We start from the raw sequence: 16194 nt of genomic DNA, 5'->3' as shown, positions 1-16194 counted from the left end.
CCATTCTGGCGCTAAATGCTTAATCTGTCTCAAACGTGGCACTGCAATCGGATCACGAACGACATTGACCCTCATGGCGCCTTCGCTTAATCAATTTCCCAGCAACGGGCCGGATTTGTCCGCGCCTGCCATCTGCCGCCCCTTCATGGAGATCGCACCCTATGACCAAGCCAGACCTCGCCTCCCTTGAGAAGACAATCGACAAGGCTTTTGACGAGCGCGACGGTATCAACACGGCAACGCGCGGCGAAGTGCGCGAAGCCGTCGAACAATCGCTCATTCTTCTCGACCGCGGTGAAGCCCGTGTCGCAGAAAAACAGGCGGACGGCAACTGGCATGTCAACCAATGGCTGAAGAAAGCGGTCCTGCTCTCCTTCCGCCTCAACCCGATGGAAGTCATCAAGGGCGGTCCCGGCCAGTCATCCTGGTGGGACAAGGTGCCGTCAAAATTCGACGGCTGGACGGCCAATGAATTCGAAAAGGCTGGTTTCCGCGCAGTACCGAACTGCGTCGTGCGCCACTCGGCCTATATCGCGCCCAACGCGATCCTGATGCCGTCCTTCGTCAATCTCGGCGCCTATGTCGATGAAGGCACCATGGTAGACACCTGGGCCACCGTCGGCTCCTGCGCGCAGATCGGCAAGAACGTTCATCTTTCGGGCGGCGTCGGCATTGGCGGCGTTCTGGAGCCGATGCAGGTCGGTCCAACCATCATCGAAGACAATTGTTTCATCGGCGCCCGCTCGGAAGTCGTTGAAGGCTGCATCGTGCGCGAAGGCTCGGTTCTTGGTATGGGTGTTTTCATCGGCAAGTCGACCAAGATCGTGGATCGCGCAACCGGCGAAGTCTTCTATGGCGAAGTGCCGCCCTATTCGGTCGTCGTTGCAGGCACCATGCCGGGCAAGAACGTTCCCGGCGAAAACTGGGGTCCGAGCCTCTATTGCGCCGTCATCGTCAAGCGCGTCGATGAAAAGACCCGCTCCAAGACGTCGATCAACGAACTGCTGCGCGACTGAATACAAAGCAAGCGCGCATAAAACAAAAGGCGACGCTGTTGGCGTCGCCTTTTTTATAACTGGTCGCCCCTTCGGATGGCACAATGCCTCTGATCCGGGCAGTCCGGGGAGACATTGACGCCATCCTCCGGGGAGATTCCTTGGCAGCCCTTCGGATGCCCTGCGCGTCTCATGCGTGAGGGGAGTAACGCACGTGGCGATGCAGGGCGACCGACGGCTCAGCCATTAGAACCAATTAGTTCTGGTAGCTGGACGGGGAAGCGTCGCCGAAGCGATGAGCCGAACCGTCCTGATAGACGGGGGCCGACTGATGAATGGCAGCCGGAGCCGTATAATCGATGTTGCTGCGGGTCGAAGCGACCGGAGTTTCGCCAGGAAGAACGAAAGCCTTGTCCTGAGCAGCCATTGCAGGCGGCTGACCAACAAACGGGTTTTCAGCATAGGCAGCACCGGCGCTAAGAGCGACAGCAAGAGCGGCGAGAGCGAACTTCTTCATTTCTTTATTCCTTTTCTCCATAGCGTCCCCGGCATCAGCTTTTCGTGGCTGGGACTCAAGATCGTGTCCTGAGCGCAAAGGGGACATTCGGTTAACTGAGCCTTCGTGGCCCGCCCTAAGGTGTCAGGCACATCTGGGAGGAAATGCCCCGACACCATCGGGAATACATGCAATGCGGGTATTTCATTCATGCCCGGTCCAGATGAACCGGAGAGGCCAAAAGTCCGAACGGACTTTTAGTTCTGGTAAGAGGAAGGCGATGCATCACCGAAGCGGTGAGCCGAACCATCCTGATAAACCGTTGCCTTGTTGATCGAAGCAGGAGCCGTGTAGTCGAGCTTCTGGCTCTGGGTCGCAACCGGGGTACGGTCATTTGCATAAAGATCGGCAGGTTCGCCAACATGCGGGTTTTCTGCAAAAGCGGCACCGGCGGTAAGAGCAAGAGCAGCGGCAGCAAGAACAATCTTCTTCATTTTCCTATCTCCTTGGAAAGTGGAGCGGCGTTTGTTCGTCGTTCCGATGCACCTCAAATGGGTGACAGTGGGTAAAAGTTCCAGTCACGAAATTGTTTTGTTGATCACACATTCGTGCAGGATTTTTTTGGAAGAACGATAATGATAATTTATAAAAACTAACAATAACAATGAGTTAATTGATATACCAGCAATCACACGACTGTTACAGCCCTACATTTGTTCAAAAAGCGCGAACAGTCTGTCCAAATATATTGTCCAATCACAGTGAACAATGAGGCCATTTTCCGCAAAATCGACGTTGAAGAAGCGAAGCGGGCTTCGTCGAAATGACACCCTGATTTGCCTCTGACATCGTTTAGCCAGTCAATTCAGCCCTTACTAAACAAAAAAGCCGCATCGAAATGCGGCTTGGTAAGGCTTGATAGATCGAATGAACCGGCATTCAACTGAACGCCACCACCCGATCAGTTGTTTGCAACAGCAACCGAACGCCCGGCGATGGAAACCCATTGCCCGGAATTTCCAGGCGACTGCATCTTGATATAGCGATAGGAGGTCTTCTCGACCGGCAACACTTCATCGCGCAGATTGTCGAGAATAAAGTCACCGTGATCGGTACGCACGGTCAATATGATATGCGGCTCGCTGCCCTGTACCAGAGTGATGAGAAGTTGCGACGGGCTGATGCCCCGCGCCATCAGTTGGGCGCGTTTCATCAGCACATAGTCTTCGCAATCGCCCTTGCCGTTGACTGGAATAGTCCAGTAATCGCGCTTGCCATAATTATCCTGATCGGAAACCGGCTTGACGCGATGATTGACGGAACTGCTGACCGATTGCAGCAACTTCATGCGCTGCGGGGTCATGTTCATCGGCGGCAACACGCGATGCGCGCCGCAATCGCGCTTGTTGCGATCACAGTAATCCTTGTGTCCGTAAGGAATGCTTGTAAGCCCGCCAGCTTCACTCCATTGCGCGGCCGTGGCCGGTATCGTTGTCGCCCCGAAGAGCACCATCATGCCTGCTATCGCAGAAGTGATAAAACGCATGCGCAATTTCCCATTTAAAAAGAGTCCCCGTCGACCGGCCCTTTGCGGGTCTCGTTATCAACTTATTTTTAACTAACGATGACAAGGGGGGGTCGGTCAAGGAAATTTCGTTCCCAAATTGAAACCGACTGAGAAAAACAAGTGAAAGGCGAAACGGTACCCTCTCGCGCGCAACCGCCGGATTGCCGTTTCTATCTGTTTGTTTCACGCGCATCCGTTCCGAAAGCTGCTTCGCACTTTTCGGGATGCGGTTTGTTTTCACGCGCGTCCGTTCCGAAAGCTGCTTCGCACTTTTCGGGATGCGGTTTGTTTTCACGCGCATCTTGTTCCGAAAGCTGCTTCGCACTTTTCGGGATGCGGTTTGTTTTCACGCGCATCTTGTTCCGAAAACCGCTTCGCACTTTTCGGGATGCGCGATAATCTCGCCGTCAGACGATTCCCTTTTTCAAAAAGTCCTGATCTCATGAGCTTAGCCGTCAATCCCGCCGATAACCTTGCTGCCCTCATTCGCTGCGCATCCGTAACACCTGCTGAAGGTGGCGCGCTGACGGCGCTGGAAGCGATGTTGAAGCCGATGGGTTTTTCGGTAGAGCGGCCCATCTTCCGTGATGAAGGCACGCCGGATATTGAAAATCTCTATGCGCGCAAGTCGGGCAATGGCCCGCATCTGATGTTCGCGGGACATACCGATGTCGTACCACCCGGCAATGAAGATGACTGGAAACATCCGCCCTTCTCCGCCGCCATCGAGGACGGCGTGATGTACGGTCGCGGTGCGGTGGACATGAAGGGCGGCGTTGCCTGTTTCGTGGCCGCAGTCGCCCGTCATATCGAAAAGCACGGCAGCATCAAGGGCAGCGTTTCCCTCCTCATCACCGGCGACGAGGAAGGCCCGGCCATCAATGGCACGGTCAAGCTTCTCGACTGGGCGAAACAGCGCGGTGAAAGCTGGGATGCGTCCATCGTCGGAGAGCCGAGCAACCCGAACGCACTTGGCGATGCGATCAAGATCGGACGCCGCGGCTCGCTGTCCGGCACGATCACCGTTCATGGCGTGCAGGGACACGCCGCCTATCCGCATCTTGCCGAAAACCCGGTGCGCGGCATCACCACGCTCGTCGATAGCCTGCTCTACCCGGCTTTCGACGAGGGCACGGACAATTTTCAGGCCAGCAATCTGGAAGTGACGAGCATCGACGTCGGCAACAAGGCCACCAATGTCATTGCAAACAAGGCGACGGCCTCGTTCAACATCCGCTTCAACGACACCTGGACTGCAGAGACCTTGCAGGCTGAAATCATCGCGCGTCTCGAAAAGGCCGCCCGAGACAATCGCCTGCGTCCCGGTCGCGAAACGCCGATCAACTATGAACTCACCTGGCGCGAGCATCCGAGCCATGTGTTCCTGACCCGCGACGAGAAACTGATCGGCACGCTGACGGATTCGGTCGAGGCGGTAACCGGCAGGCGTCCGGAACTATCGACATCGGGCGGCACATCCGATGCCCGTTTCATCAAGGATTACTGTCCAGTGGTCGAATTCGGCCTTGTCGGGCAGACCATGCATATGGTTGACGAACGCGTGGCTCTTGCCGACCTCGAAGGCCTGACACAGATTTATGAACGCTTCATCGCCGATTTCTTTGGGTAGAGCATAATCCGGAAAGTTGCATAACTTTTCGCCCGGATTACGCGAAAAATTGGGAATCTCATGCCAAGCCTGGACGATATTTTCAGATATTTCTGGGGCGTCTGGAGAATGATGCTCGGGCGCAAGGAAGGACTGGGCTATCTCGACATTTCCGCCGAGGGGTTCTGGACGTCCTTCTTTGCGATAGCGATTGCGCTGCCCCCCATGTTCGCGAACTGGGTGTCCTATGCGGCGGACCTCACGGCTGGCCGTGACGAAGCAGGCTTGCGCTTCGCCATCGTCACGCGTGCCGCAGTCGTGGAAATAGCAGCCTGGATCATTCCGCTTGTCATCATTGGCCTTCTCGCCAAGCGGATCGGCATCGCCAAGCGTTATGCGGCTTTCGTGATTGCGACCAACTGGGGCAGCGCCCTGATTTCATGGATCTTCGCACCGATCACGTTGCTGCAATTGTTCTTTCCCGGACAACTCGATGTCGCAACATTGTTCGCCATCATCATGTTCGGCATATCCATCGTGCTGGGCTACCGGCTGACATTCGTTGCGCTGCAACGTCCGCATGCCTATACGGCACCATTCTTTGCCTGCACCGTTTTCGGTTCGCTCTTCCTGACTGTCCTGCTGCAGAATTTGCTCGGGATCGGCTTCGATCCGCACGCCTATTAAAACGAAAAGTGTTATATCGGCATGGGATGACTGAGGGTGCCAGCGATCTCGGTCATGACCGCACGGAGAGCCGGAACCGTCTTCATGTCGGAATGAACGACCATCCACACCTCACGCAGAAGTGGAGCATGGTCTGGTAGTGCTGGCATCAGATGCTCCTGCGTCTCAGCCATGAAATCAGGCAACATGGCAATGCCTGCATTCTCGCTTACAAGAGCGAGCTGCATCTCCAATGTATTGGCCCGCAAGGCAATCGGTCGGGCACCAGCCAAGGCAAGTAAGTAAGCCTGCTGCGGAGCGTCCTCCAGACTTTCATCATAGGCGATGAACTGCCATTTATCAGGCGCAGTTTGCGCCAGATATTGTCGGCTCGCATAAGGGCGAAAAGCTTCCTCGCCAAGCCTGCGAATGGTGAGGTCACCGGTTGTCGGACGTGTCAGGCGAATAGCTATATCCGCTTCCCGACGATTCAGCGAACTGAAGCGGGCCTCCCCCATCACACACATATGGATACCCGGATATTGCGCCGATACCGCAGCAAGCGGCCTGGCTAGTCTCGCAACCGCGTAGGAGGGCGGCGCTGTGAGTGTAACAGTGGCGCTTATGCCAGTATCCCGGACTGCGCCGAAACGGCTGATAGCTTGCGCTTCGTCTTGCATTTTTCGGGCAATTGCAGCGATCCGCTCGCCGTCTTCCGTCAGCAGAAAACGCCGCCCCCGGCGATCAACCAGTTTCAAACTGGTTTCGGTTTCCAAGGCAGCCACACGTCGCGCAATCGTCGCATGTTCTACATTCAGCAATCGCGCCGCACCTGACAGAGTACCGGTATCGGCCAAAGCCACAAAATAACGTACGCTTTCCCAATTCACCATTGTGAAATTTTTCCCATATGCTGCGATCAAAACAGCAATTTTTTCCCGTTTCTCTATCCTCGATACTGCCCCGGATTGCAACGGAGGCTGACTGATGGACTACGAGATCATTCTGAACGCGACCGGTGAAGCAGGGCTGCTTCAGACAGTCCAACACACACCCCGAAGCCCCGGTGCAGGCGAGATACGCATTCGCCACGAGGCAATCGGCGTGAATTTTGTCGACATATACCATCGGACCGGCCTCTATCCGCTGCCGTTCTTTCCGGCTGTGCTCGGTGTCGAAGGTGCAGGCGTTGTGGAAGCAGTCGGATCAGATGTAACCGACCTCAAACCGGGTGACAGAGTGGCTTATGCAGGCTTGCCAGTGGGGGCATATGCCTCAACCCGGCTTCTACCGGCCCAAAGAGCACTGCTACTGCCCGGCACAATTTCGTCGCAGTCGGCGGCAGCGACCATGCTGCGCGGTCTTACGACCCACATGCTCCTGACCAATACATTTCCCGTTGGCCCGGATACAATCATGCTGGTGCATGCAGCCGCAGGCGGACTGGGCACTTTGCTGACCCGCTGGGGCAAGGCTCTTGGAGCAACAGTGATCGGAACCGTCAGCTCGGAAGACAAGGCCGAAATGGCGCGCAAAAATGGTGCCGATCATGTGCTCGTTGGACGCGATTGCGATTTCGTCACAGCCACCCGGCGTCTCACGGACGAACAGGGCGTTCACGTCGCCTATGACGGGATCGGCGGTGAAACTCTGGCCAAAACGGCACAATGCGTGCGCCCGTTTGGAACTCTGGCGAGCATTGGTCAGGCCGGTGGAAAAATCTCCCAGACCGTCATTGATGCACTCGGCAATCAAGCAGATCTTTCTTTCGTCCGGCCAAGCGTGATCGCTTACATCAACGATCTGGATAACTACCGAAACTCCGCTTCCAAGCTTTTCGACATCATGGAAAAGGGACTGACTGGAACGATTGGGGCAACCTATCCGCTGAGCGAGGCAGCACAGGCCCATCGTGCGCTGGAAACGGGAAAATCATCCGGAAGTTTGCTCTTGATTCCCTAGAGCGCGCTTCGGGTCTCAGTACGGAAAGGCGTAGTCCACACCAATCAGATAAAGCCCATAGGGCGGGGCAACCTGCCCGCAGGCCTTGCGATCTTTGGCTTCCAAAGCCGCTTGCAGATCATCCGCCGTCCAGCGGCCAACACCCACTTCCATCAGGCTGCCTGCGAAGGACCTGACCTGATTGTGCAGGAAGGACCGCGCCGAAACGCGCATTTCCACGTAATCGCCGTTGCGGATGACATCGAGCCGGTCGAGCGTCTTGATTGGGCTCTTGGCCTGGCATTGCGTGGCGCGGAACGTGGTGAAGTCGTGCTCTCCCAGAAGCCGCTTTGCTGCTTCGTGCATCGCTTCAGCATCAAGTCGCTTCTGCACCCACCATGCGCGCTGATAATCAATCGCCAGAGGCGCACGACGATTATGGATGCGGTAGAGATAATGCCGTGCACGTGCGGAAAAACGCGCGTCGAACGTGTCCGTCGTCTTCTCGACATTCAGGATACTGATGCGCTCATCCGCCATGACCAGATGCGCATTGACCGCATCGCGCACCTTGCCTGCATCCCAATCCTTGGTGAGATCGACATGGACAACTTGTGCTGTCGCATGAACGCCTGCATCGGTGCGGCCCGCAGCGCTTAACGTCAGGTCTTCGCCGCAGAATTTCTTGAATGCCAGTTCAATGGCATTCTGCACCGCATGGCCGTTTTCCTGCCGCTGCCAGCCGACATAGGGCGTGCCGTCATATTCGACAGTGAGCTTGTAGCGCGGCACCGCCTACAGAACCTTCGTGACCTGTGCACCACGCAGAAACTCCTGCGCAGGCAATGGCTTGCCGCCGGAACGCTGCAGCGTGACGAGCCTCACGGCACCTTCACCGCAGGCAACCGTCAGGCGATCATCCAGCACCGTGCCCGGCTCGCCCTTACCCTCACCCAGCGTTGAGCGCTGAAGCTTCACGCGCTCGACAGCGCCGTTGATTTCCATTTCGCACCAGGCACCTGGAAAGGGCGACAGACCACGAATGGTGTTGTGTACCTCTTGCGCCGACTTCGACCAGTCGATACGCGCCTCGGCCTTGTCGATCTTGGCGGCATAGGTGACGCCTTCTTCCGCCTGCGGCTGCAAGGCAAGGCTTTCACGCTCCAGCGCACCCAGCGCGCGGATCATCAGGTCGGCGCCGATCATACTCAGACGATCATGCAGTTCGCCCGCAGTCATGTCAGGCGTGATTGCAACCTTTTCCGCCATGGCAACAGGACCGGTATCAAGCCCGGCATCCATTTTCATGATCATCATGCCGGTTTCCGCATCGCCCGCCATGATGGCGCGCTGGATCGGCGCGGCCCCGCGCCAGCGCGGCAAAAGCGAGGCATGACCATTATAGCAGCCGAGCCGTGGCGCATCGAGAATGGCCTTGGGCAACAAAAGCCCATAGGCCACGACGATGGCGACATCGGCTTCAAGACTTGCAAAGACTTCCTGCTCTTCCGCGCCCTTGAGGCTTTTCGGCGTGAACACCGGAATGCCAAACTGCTCGGCTTTTTCATGCACTGGCGACTTGGTCAGCTCCAGCCCGCGACGGCCAGCCGGGCGCGGAGGCTGCGTATAGACGGCAACAACCTCATAACCGTGACCGATAATGGCGGTGAGGATCGGCACGGAAAATTCCGGCGTCCCCATGAAAACGACACGCATTAAAGCACTTTCCCCGGCGCGCGCTGGCTGGCGAGCTTCTTGAACTTCTTGATGACCATATCGCGCTTCAACTTGGAAATATGATCGATGAAAAGCACACCGTTCAGATGGTCGATCTCATGCTGCAGGCAGGTGGCCATCAGCCCGTCGGCTTCCATCGAATGCGGCTTGCCGTCAGCATCGAAGTAATTGACCTTGATAGCGGCTGGCCGTTCGACCTCGGCATAATAATCCGGGATCGAAAGGCAGCCTTCCTCATAGGTGCTGGCTTCATCCGTCACGCCGATGATCTCGGGATTGATGAAGACATGCGGCGCTTTCGGTTCACCTTCCTTGGCAAGGTCGATGACGAGCATACGGATCGGCTCGCCCACCTGAATGGCGGCAAGACCAATGCCCGGCGCATCATACATGGTGTCGAACATGTCGCCGGCGAATTTGCGCAGCTGGTCGTCAAAGCGCTCCACAGGCTTGGAAACCTGGCGCAGGACGGGATCGGGAAGGATGACAAGCGGTTTTACTGACATGCGCTTTCACGTAATGGCTCACGCGGGAATCGTCAATTACACTTTGCAAAATGTTCCCGTTTTGATCTCATCAAGGCGACACGAATCAGCTAAGCTGCCTTCATGGAAAACCAGAATCTCTTGAATGAGCCGCTTCTGCAGCTCGGCGCCACGTCGTTCACGCTCGGGAATATCCTGCTGGCGGGCATCGTCGTGCTGGTGCTGTGCCTTGCCCTTTTTCTAATCGCGGCAACACGCTCTGCCCGGCTTCGCGCAGTCGCGGAAGCGCAGGCCGAAGACCGTGCCCGCGATGCCGAATATCGCATGGCGGAAATCCTCAAAGCGCAAGCCGAGATGCAGGGCCGAATGCAGACCATGGCGGAAGTGTTCGGTTCGCGACAGGCGGAACTCAACCAGTCGATCCGCGAACGGCTCGACGGCATGACGCATCGCATCGGCCAGACCATGACCGAACAGACCCGTTCGACGCATGAAAACCTCGCCAAATTGCAGGAGCGTCTCGCCGTCATCGACACGGCGCAGAACAATATCCAGTCGCTCGCCGGACAGGTGGTGCAGTTACAGGCGATCCTCGCCAACAAGCAGACGCGTGGCGCTTTCGGCCAGTCGCGCATGGAAGCGATCATTGCCGACGGTCTGCCGCAGGGCGCCTACGAGTTTCAGGCAACGCTTTCCAACAGCACCCGTCCGGATTGCCTTGTACGGATGCCGAACAATGCGCCCTCTTTGGTGATCGACGCCAAATTCCCGCTCGAAGCCTGGAATTCGATGCGCGAAACGGAACAGCCGGAGGCGCGCAAGGCAGCAGTCGCCCAGTTCCGCCGCGACATGGAAGTGCATATCAAGGATGTCTCAGACAAATATCTGATCCCCGGCGAAACGCAGGATACAGCTTTTCTGTTCGTGCCATCGGAGTCGATCTTTGCCGATATTCACGAGCATTTCGAGGCGCTGATCCAGCGTGCGCACCGGGCACGGGTGGTCATCGTCTCACCCTCGCTGCTGATGCTGTCCATTCAGGTTATTCAGGCGATCCTGAAAGATGCCCGCATGCGCGAGCAGGCGCATGTGATTCAGGGCGAAGTGATCCGGCTGATGGAAGATGTCGGCCGCCTCGATGAGCGCGTGCGCAAGCTGCAGACCCACTTCGTGCAGGCCAACAAGGATATTGACGATATTCTCGTATCTTCCAGCAAGGTCACCAAGCGCGGCGCGAAGATCGAGGCGCTGGAATTCGGCCCCACGCCCGCCGAGGAAGCATCCCGCCCGCAATCACGACAGGCGGAAAGCGCCCCCACCCAAATGCGCTTGCGCGTGGTGGATGAGGATTGACCATGCTTCCCCTTCCCTCGTCCTTCGATCCTTCGATCCTTCGATCCTTCGAGACGGTGCTTCGCACCTCCTCAGGATGAGGGAAGCGCGCAGGCCCTATCAAGTATTGACTGGCCGGTCCGAATGACCCAGATCGCGCTCCGGCCAGACCAGATCGCGCACGCGCTGTTTGAGAACCTTGGCTTCAGGAAAACCGCCATCGCGCTTGCGTTCCCAGATGAGTTCCTCGCTGCCGTCCGGCATATGAACGCGGATTTCAAAGACCCCGCCGGTGCCTGGACGCAACGCCACTTCGCCTAAATCCTGCCCGAAAGTCTGCAACAGTTCCTGCGCCATCCACGCAGCACGCAGCAGCCAGTTGCATTGGGTGCAGTAGGTGATGGAGATTCCAACCGCACCTTCGATGCTCAACTCCTACCACCTGCACGTTCGAAAGCGCTTATCAGTTGTGCTGCCAACATACCGGACAAAAGTTTTTCCATTTCCGAAACATCAATTCGCCCCTCAGCATATGCAGCGTCAGCCGCATCCAAGGCTTTAAAATAAGGAGTCCTATTTTCCACAATTTGGTCTGGAATAGCCGGAAAACCTGGAAGAATTGCATCCAGTTTAATGCATAATATTAGATAGGAAAGCGTTCTGGAAGTACGACCATTTCCATCAGAAAAAGGATGTATCCAATTTAAACGCCACATTACATATGCAGCTAAATGAATTGGTGTGGCCGTTTCCCAATTGGCATTCACATATTCGCACAGGTCTTCAACTAGCTCCGCCACCAGATGCGCTGCAACTGGTTGATGATTACTACCGTGAATCTCGACGCCAGATGGCCGAAAATTTCCAGCATATCCGCTTAGTTCTATCAGTGCTTCACGTTGCAGACTCAAGATCAAAGATACGCGAAGCTTGAACTGCTTACGTTCGATTGCCTGAGCCACGGCTTGCATTGCAATGTCAAACTGACGAAGACCATTTCTGGCTTCCGTTTCTGCTTTTTTCTGAGGATCCGTTATGATCTCTGCTTCCAAAGCCACACTGTGACGCTGGCTTTCTGCTCCCCCACTCATAGCAAAAAGCTCCCCAACTTATCTCGCTATTGATTTTAACTTTTCCGCTTGATCATCAATCATAGCTCTAGTGATTAAATCATTCTCAAATTTAGTATTACCATAAGCAAAGCTACGCCTTTGCTGCTCTTTTTCTTGCGCAGATTGCTTTATAGCTTTAGCAGCTTCTATAAGAGTTTTTAGTTCATCTGTCATGACCAACCCCCTGATGCTTCAACAAACTGTATTAGCCAAATCACTTGTCAATAGTTGATCGAATTCGGCAGAAAATCTAGCATCAAATGTAAAATTATCCTACCGCTTCAATACGGCAACACAAAGACGATCAATCATCGCCCATCTTGAGCGCCTGAATAAAGGCCTCCTGCGGGATTTCGACCTTGCCGAACTGGCGCATGCGCTTCTTGCCTTCCTTCTGCTTTTCCAGAAGTTTGCGCTTGCGCGTCACGTCGCCGCCATAGCACTTGGCCGTCACGTCCTTGCGCAATGCCGAGATCGTCTCGCGCGCCACGATGCGGCCGCCGATTGCCGCCTGGATCGGGATCTTGAACATATGCTGCGGGATCAGCTCTTTCAGCTTTTCGCACAGCGCACGGCCGCGCTTTTCAGCCGCCGAACGGTGGACGAGCATCGACAATGCATCGACCGGCTCTTCGTTGACAAGGATCGACATCTTCACCAGATCGCCCTCGCGGTAATCCGAAAGGTTGTAGTCAAACGAGGCATAGCCCTTCGAGATCGACTTCAGGCGGTCGTAGAAATCGAACACCACTTCGTTGAGCGGCAGATCATAGGTGATCATGGCGCGTGGGCCAACATAGGTCAGATCGATCTGGATGCCGCGGCGCTCCTGGCAAAGCTTCATGATCGCACCGAGATAGTCATCCGGCGTCATAATGGTTGCCTTGATCCAAGGCTCTTCAATCGCATTGATCTTCACGATATCCGGCATATCGGCCGGGTTGTGAAGCTCTTTCTGCGTTCCGTCCTGCATGTTTAGGCGATAGACGACCGAAGGCGCGGTCGTGATAAGGTCGAGATTGAACTCGCGCTCGAGACGTTCCTGAATGATTTCCAGATGCAGAAGACCGAGGAAACCACAACGGAAGCCGAAGCCGAGTGCGGCAGACGTTTCCATTTCGAACGAGAACGACGCATCGTTGAGGCGCAGCTTGCCCATGGCGGCGCGCAGATCTTCAAAATCCGCCGCATCGACCGGGAACAGGCCGCAGAACACGACCGGCTGCGCGGGCTTAAAGCCAGGCAGCATCTTTTCGGTCGGGCGGCGATCTTCGGTAATCGTATCGCCGACGCGGGTGTCGGCCACTTCCTTGATCGAGGCCGTGATGAAGCCAAGCTCGCCGGGGCCGAGTTCGTCCACCTGAACCATCTTCGGCGTGAACACGCCGGTGCGTTCCACCGGATATTTCGCGCCCGTGCCCATCATGCGGATGGTCTGGCCCTTTTTCAGGACGCCATCGATGATGCGCACCAGAACGATAACGCCAAGATAGGAATCATACCAGCTATCGACCAGCATGGCCTTGAGCGGCGCATTGCGGTCGCCTTCCTTCGGCGCGGGCAACTGGGTGACGATGGCTTCGAGCACATCTTCGATGCCGATGCCGGTCTTGGCGGAGATATGCACGGCCTGCGCCGCATCGATGCCGATGACTTCCTCGATCTGCTGCTTGACGCGCTCTGGCTCGGCAGCAGGCAGGTCGATCTTGTTCAACACGACCACGATTTCATGGTTGTTGTCGATGGCCTGATAGACATTGGCCAGCGTCTGCGCTTCCACGCCTTGGGAAGCGTCCACCACGAGAAGCGAACCTTCGCACGCAGCCAGCGAACGCGAGACTTCATAGGCGAAGTCGACGTGGCCGGGCGTGTCGATCAGGTTCAGCACATAATCTTCGCCGTTCTTCGCTTTGTAGGAAAGACGGACTGTCTGCGCCTTGATGGTGATGCCGCGCTCGCGCTCGATATCCATCGAGTCGAGAACCTGATCCTTCATCTCGCGCGTGTCCAGCCCGCCGGTCAACTGAATGAGGCGGTCGGCCAGCGTCGATTTGCCGTGGTCGATATGGGCGACGATCGAAAAATTGCGAATATGGTCAAGTGGTGTGCTCATGCGCGCGATTTAACAGCAAGCCGCCAAATTTCAAAGGAGTATTCGCGCCAAAAGGCGGGAAAACCGGCAGCTTTCGCAATCGTGACAACAAGTCCCCTTTGCCTTGTGGCAAAAAGGCGATAAATCACCGCTCGAATAGCGTGCTTTCATGCAGGAGTTTAGGATGAAGACCGAACCGAACGAAGTCCACAACAGGCCGAAACTCGTCACCGTTTTCGGCGGCTCCGGCTTTGTCGGGCGCGCGGTCGTGGCGGCTCTCACCAAGCGAGGCTACCGTGTGCGCGTTGCCGTTCGCAAGCCGGAAGTTGCCTATTACATGGCTCCGCTCGGCAATGTCGGCCAGATTCAGATGGTGCAGGCCAATGTGCGCCATCGTGGCTCCGTCGAGCACATCGTCAAGGGCTCCGACCATGTCGTGAACCTCGTCGGCATTCTTGCCGAAAGCGGACGTCAGCGTTTCAACACTGTTCAGGTGCTGGGCGCGAAGAACATCGCCGAAGCCGCCAAGGCCGCAGGAATTCGCATGACGCATGTGTCCTCGTTGGCCGCCGACGTCAATTCGCCATCGGATTATGCACGCACCAAGGGCGAAGGCGAAAACGCCGTTCTTTCCGTTCTGCCGGAAAGCGTCATCCTGCGCCCCTCGATCATTTTTGGCCCGGAAGACCGCTTCTTCAACCGCTTCGCCAACATGGCGCGCTTCTCGCCGTTCCTGCCAGCTATCGGCGGCGGCGAAACGAAGCTCCAGCCGGTCTATGTCGGTGACGTGGCGGAAGCCGTCGCCCGCGCCGTCGATGGCAAGCTGATGCCGGGCGGTGTCTACGAACTCGGTGGCCCGGATGTGCAGCCGTTCAAAAACTGGATGAAGGACATGCTCAAGGTCATCGGGCGCAAGCGCATGATCGTCTCCATGCCGTGGTGGGTTGCTCGCCTCCAGGCATCGATCCTCGGCCTGCTGCCGAACCCGATGCTCACCAATGATCAGGTGACGCTGTTGAAATTCGACAATGTCGTTTCCGAAAAGGCCATCAAGGAAGGCCGCACGCTGGAAGGCATGGGCATCACGCCGGAAGGTGTTGACGCCGTGCTGCCATCCTATCTCTGGCGCTACCGCGTGGCTGGCCAATACACCAAGACCGGCTTCGCATGAGACATTCCATTCAACGGAAATGAACAAGGGGCCGAAAGGCCCCTTTTCTTTTGCCTGGCTTTTATGCGCCAAGCTTTGTCGAAATTTGACGACGTTCACCCCCATACGAGGAGTGCTGCCAACCCCACTGATCCGACGATCAGACGCCACCAACCGAACAGCTTGAAGCCGTGGCGGGACACGTAATCGAGCAGATAGCGCACAACGAAAACGCCCGAGATGAAGGCCATCACGAAGCCGACGCCAATCAGCGCGCCATCGTTGAGCGACAGGATATTGCGGCTCTTGTAGAGGTCATAGGCAAATGCGCCCGCCATGGTCGGCATGGCGAGAAAGAACGAGAACTCCGCAGCCGAGCGTTTGTCGGCACCGAGCAGCAGCGAGCCGACAATCGTGGAGCCGGAACGCGATACACCGGGTATCATGGCCAGGCACTGGATGAAGCCGATCGCAAGGCACATGGGCAGCGGATAATCCATGACGTCATGATAGCGCGGACGCAGATTGAGCTGATCCACCCAGAGCAGGATGAAACCGCCGATGATCAGCATGATGCAGACCAGCATCGGCGTTTCAAACAGCACGCTCTTGATAAAGCCGTGTGCCAGCGCACCGATAACAGCTGCGGGCAGGAAGGCGACCAGAATGCCGAAGACAAAGCGACGCGTGCGGGCATCGCGAGGAAAATCAGTCAGGATTTTCAAAAGTTTTGCCGAATAGACAGTCAGAATGGCCAGAATGGCACCCAGCTGGATCAACACCTCAAAGGTCTTTCCTGTGGATTCAAAGCCAAGAAAATGACCAATCAGCAGCAAATGCCCGGTGGAGGAAACCGGGATAAATTCGGTCAAGCCTTCAACAAGACCGAGAAACGCGGCTTCCAGCAGATTAAAAACATCCATGAAGTCAGCACCTTAGAATAGTGGGCACGATGATGGTATCTGAACCGGCTCGCATTAGCGGTTATGGCGACTAAAACGGGCACTTGCAG

Annotated in this window: 18 protein-coding genes; 6 read left to right on the top strand and 12 right to left on the bottom strand. The window is 56.3% G+C overall.

The features are described 5' to 3' along the window. Nucleotides 1–161: 161 nt before the first annotated feature. The gene (gene dapD / locus HWX93_RS04815) at nucleotides 162–1016 is read left to right on the top strand and encodes a 2,3,4,5-tetrahydropyridine-2,6-dicarboxylate N-succinyltransferase (RefSeq protein WP_176036681.1); all 855 of its coding nucleotides are present in this window, start codon (nucleotides 162–164) and stop codon (nucleotides 1014–1016) included. Nucleotides 1017–1251: 235 nt separating this feature from the next. Here dapD and HWX93_RS04810 read toward each other — a convergent pair whose 3' ends face one another. The 3 genes from HWX93_RS04810 to HWX93_RS04800 form a co-directional block, all read right to left on the bottom strand. Next, a complete protein-coding gene (locus HWX93_RS04810) occupies nucleotides 1252–1512 on the bottom strand; it encodes a hypothetical protein (RefSeq protein ID WP_109988688.1) in 261 nt (86 codons plus the stop codon). Between the two features lie 236 nt (nucleotides 1513–1748). Beyond that, entirely contained in the window at nucleotides 1749–1985 is a 237-nt protein-coding gene (locus HWX93_RS04805) for a hypothetical protein (protein ID WP_010659420.1), read from the bottom strand. Between the two features lie 467 nt (nucleotides 1986–2452). Continuing rightward, complete coding sequence (locus HWX93_RS04800; RefSeq protein WP_176036922.1) at nucleotides 2453–3004, bottom strand: transglutaminase-like cysteine peptidase; 552 nt, start codon at nucleotides 3002–3004, stop codon at nucleotides 2453–2455. Nucleotides 3005–3500: 496 nt separating this feature from the next. Here HWX93_RS04800 and dapE point away from each other — a divergent pair, with 496 nt between their 5' ends. Both dapE and HWX93_RS04790 read left to right on the top strand, forming a co-directional pair. Continuing rightward, nucleotides 3501–4688, top strand: coding sequence for a succinyl-diaminopimelate desuccinylase (gene dapE / locus HWX93_RS04795; protein WP_109988687.1), 1188 nt, complete (start codon nucleotides 3501–3503; stop codon nucleotides 4686–4688). Between the two features lie 60 nt (nucleotides 4689–4748). Continuing rightward, on the top strand, nucleotides 4749–5354 hold the full coding sequence (locus tag HWX93_RS04790; protein WP_176036680.1) for a hypothetical protein: 606 nt from the start codon (nucleotides 4749–4751) through the stop codon (nucleotides 5352–5354). Nucleotides 5355–5365: 11 nt separating this feature from the next. On the opposite strand, the gene HWX93_RS04785 is transcribed toward HWX93_RS04790, so the two are convergent. Next, nucleotides 5366–6226, bottom strand: coding sequence for a LysR family transcriptional regulator (locus tag HWX93_RS04785; protein WP_176036679.1), 861 nt, complete (start codon nucleotides 6224–6226; stop codon nucleotides 5366–5368). A gap of 94 nt (nucleotides 6227–6320) precedes the next feature. Here HWX93_RS04785 and HWX93_RS04780 point away from each other — a divergent pair, with 94 nt between their 5' ends. After that, entirely contained in the window at nucleotides 6321–7295 is a 975-nt protein-coding gene (locus tag HWX93_RS04780; RefSeq protein WP_176036678.1) for a quinone oxidoreductase family protein, read from the top strand. Nucleotides 7296–7310: 15 nt separating this feature from the next. Here HWX93_RS04780 and truA read toward each other — a convergent pair whose 3' ends face one another. Genes truA through def form a run of 3 tightly spaced genes read right to left on the bottom strand, consistent with a single transcriptional unit; the run spans nucleotide 7311 to nucleotide 9517 of the window. Further along, the gene (gene truA / locus HWX93_RS04775) at nucleotides 7311–8066 is read right to left on the bottom strand and encodes a tRNA pseudouridine(38-40) synthase TruA (RefSeq protein ID WP_176036677.1); all 756 of its coding nucleotides are present in this window, start codon (nucleotides 8064–8066) and stop codon (nucleotides 7311–7313) included. Between the two features lie 3 nt (nucleotides 8067–8069). After that, nucleotides 8070–8990 (bottom strand): methionyl-tRNA formyltransferase, encoded by a 921-nt coding sequence (gene fmt / locus HWX93_RS04770; RefSeq protein WP_176036676.1) that lies wholly within the window; start codon nucleotides 8988–8990, stop codon nucleotides 8070–8072. Next, the gene (gene def, locus HWX93_RS04765) at nucleotides 8990–9517 is read right to left on the bottom strand and encodes a peptide deformylase (protein ID WP_061345593.1); all 528 of its coding nucleotides are present in this window, start codon (nucleotides 9515–9517) and stop codon (nucleotides 8990–8992) included. Before def ends, fmt begins: the two co-directional genes overlap by 1 nt. A 102-nt stretch (nucleotides 9518–9619) precedes the next feature. On the opposite strand from def, the gene HWX93_RS04760 reads away from it, so the two are divergent. Beyond that, nucleotides 9620–10849 (top strand): DNA recombination protein RmuC, encoded by a 1230-nt coding sequence (locus HWX93_RS04760; RefSeq protein ID WP_176036675.1) that lies wholly within the window; start codon nucleotides 9620–9622, stop codon nucleotides 10847–10849. Between the two features lie 99 nt (nucleotides 10850–10948). On the opposite strand, the gene HWX93_RS04755 is transcribed toward HWX93_RS04760, so the two are convergent. From HWX93_RS04755 to lepA, 4 genes are all read right to left on the bottom strand, one after another. Then, nucleotides 10949–11254, bottom strand: a complete 306-nt coding sequence (locus HWX93_RS04755; protein WP_176036921.1) for a SelT/SelW/SelH family protein — start codon at nucleotides 11252–11254, stop codon at nucleotides 10949–10951. Nucleotides 11255–11256: 2 nt separating this feature from the next. After that, nucleotides 11257–11919, bottom strand: coding sequence for a Fic family protein (locus HWX93_RS04750; protein ID WP_176036674.1), 663 nt, complete (start codon nucleotides 11917–11919; stop codon nucleotides 11257–11259). Between the two features lie 18 nt (nucleotides 11920–11937). Further along, the gene (locus HWX93_RS04745) at nucleotides 11938–12114 is read right to left on the bottom strand and encodes a hypothetical protein (RefSeq protein ID WP_176036673.1); all 177 of its coding nucleotides are present in this window, start codon (nucleotides 12112–12114) and stop codon (nucleotides 11938–11940) included. A 130-nt stretch (nucleotides 12115–12244) separates the two neighbouring features. Then, entirely contained in the window at nucleotides 12245–14053 is a 1809-nt protein-coding gene (gene lepA / locus HWX93_RS04740) for a translation elongation factor 4 (RefSeq protein WP_176036672.1), read from the bottom strand. 163 nt (nucleotides 14054–14216) lie between these two features. Between lepA and HWX93_RS04735 the strand changes: the two genes are divergently transcribed. Beyond that, nucleotides 14217–15203 carry a complex I NDUFA9 subunit family protein gene (locus tag HWX93_RS04735; RefSeq protein WP_109988677.1) on the top strand — a complete coding sequence of 329 codons (987 nt, stop codon included), beginning with the start codon at nucleotides 14217–14219 and terminating at the stop codon, nucleotides 15201–15203. A 95-nt stretch (nucleotides 15204–15298) separates the two neighbouring features. Here HWX93_RS04735 and HWX93_RS04730 read toward each other — a convergent pair whose 3' ends face one another. Next, the gene (locus HWX93_RS04730; protein ID WP_176036671.1) at nucleotides 15299–16105 is read right to left on the bottom strand and encodes an undecaprenyl-diphosphate phosphatase; all 807 of its coding nucleotides are present in this window, start codon (nucleotides 16103–16105) and stop codon (nucleotides 15299–15301) included. Between the last annotated feature and the right edge of the window lie 89 nt (nucleotides 16106–16194).

The organism is Brucella tritici, from assembly GCF_902825325.1.
Lineage (GTDB): Bacteria > Pseudomonadota > Alphaproteobacteria > Rhizobiales > Rhizobiaceae > Brucella.
The sequence above is the reverse complement of the archived record's forward strand: the minus strand, read 5'-3'. Positions and strand labels throughout refer to the sequence as shown.

Excerpts from the sequence above, each read along its gene's own strand:
- dapD (WP_176036681.1), top strand. The coding sequence starts at position 162 with ATGACCAAGCCAGACCTCGCCTCCCTTGAGAAGACAATCGACAAGGCT.
- HWX93_RS04810 (WP_109988688.1), bottom strand. The coding sequence starts at position 1,512 with ATGAAGAAGTTCGCTCTCGCCGCTCTTGCTGTCGCTCTTAGCGCCGGT.
- HWX93_RS04805 (WP_010659420.1), bottom strand. The coding sequence starts at position 1,985 with ATGAAGAAGATTGTTCTTGCTGCCGCTGCTCTTGCTCTTACCGCCGGT.
- HWX93_RS04800 (WP_176036922.1), bottom strand. The coding sequence starts at position 3,004 with ATGGTGCTCTTCGGGGCGACAACGATACCGGCCACGGCCGCGCAATGG.
- dapE (WP_109988687.1), top strand. The coding sequence starts at position 3,501 with ATGAGCTTAGCCGTCAATCCCGCCGATAACCTTGCTGCCCTCATTCGC.
- HWX93_RS04790 (WP_176036680.1), top strand. The coding sequence starts at position 4,749 with ATGCCAAGCCTGGACGATATTTTCAGATATTTCTGGGGCGTCTGGAGA.
- HWX93_RS04785 (WP_176036679.1), bottom strand. The coding sequence starts at position 6,226 with ATGGTGAATTGGGAAAGCGTACGTTATTTTGTGGCTTTGGCCGATACC.
- HWX93_RS04780 (WP_176036678.1), top strand. The coding sequence starts at position 6,321 with ATGGACTACGAGATCATTCTGAACGCGACCGGTGAAGCAGGGCTGCTT.
- fmt (WP_176036676.1), bottom strand. The coding sequence starts at position 8,990 with ATGCGTGTCGTTTTCATGGGGACGCCGGAATTTTCCGTGCCGATCCTC.
- def (WP_061345593.1), bottom strand. The coding sequence starts at position 9,517 with ATGTCAGTAAAACCGCTTGTCATCCTTCCCGATCCCGTCCTGCGCCAG.
- HWX93_RS04760 (WP_176036675.1), top strand. The coding sequence starts at position 9,620 with ATGGAAAACCAGAATCTCTTGAATGAGCCGCTTCTGCAGCTCGGCGCC.
- HWX93_RS04750 (WP_176036674.1), bottom strand. The coding sequence starts at position 11,919 with ATGAGTGGGGGAGCAGAAAGCCAGCGTCACAGTGTGGCTTTGGAAGCA.
- HWX93_RS04745 (WP_176036673.1), bottom strand. The coding sequence starts at position 12,114 with ATGACAGATGAACTAAAAACTCTTATAGAAGCTGCTAAAGCTATAAAG.
- lepA (WP_176036672.1), bottom strand. The coding sequence starts at position 14,053 with ATGAGCACACCACTTGACCATATTCGCAATTTTTCGATCGTCGCCCAT.
- HWX93_RS04735 (WP_109988677.1), top strand. The coding sequence starts at position 14,217 with ATGAAGACCGAACCGAACGAAGTCCACAACAGGCCGAAACTCGTCACC.
- HWX93_RS04730 (WP_176036671.1), bottom strand. The coding sequence starts at position 16,105 with ATGGATGTTTTTAATCTGCTGGAAGCCGCGTTTCTCGGTCTTGTTGAA.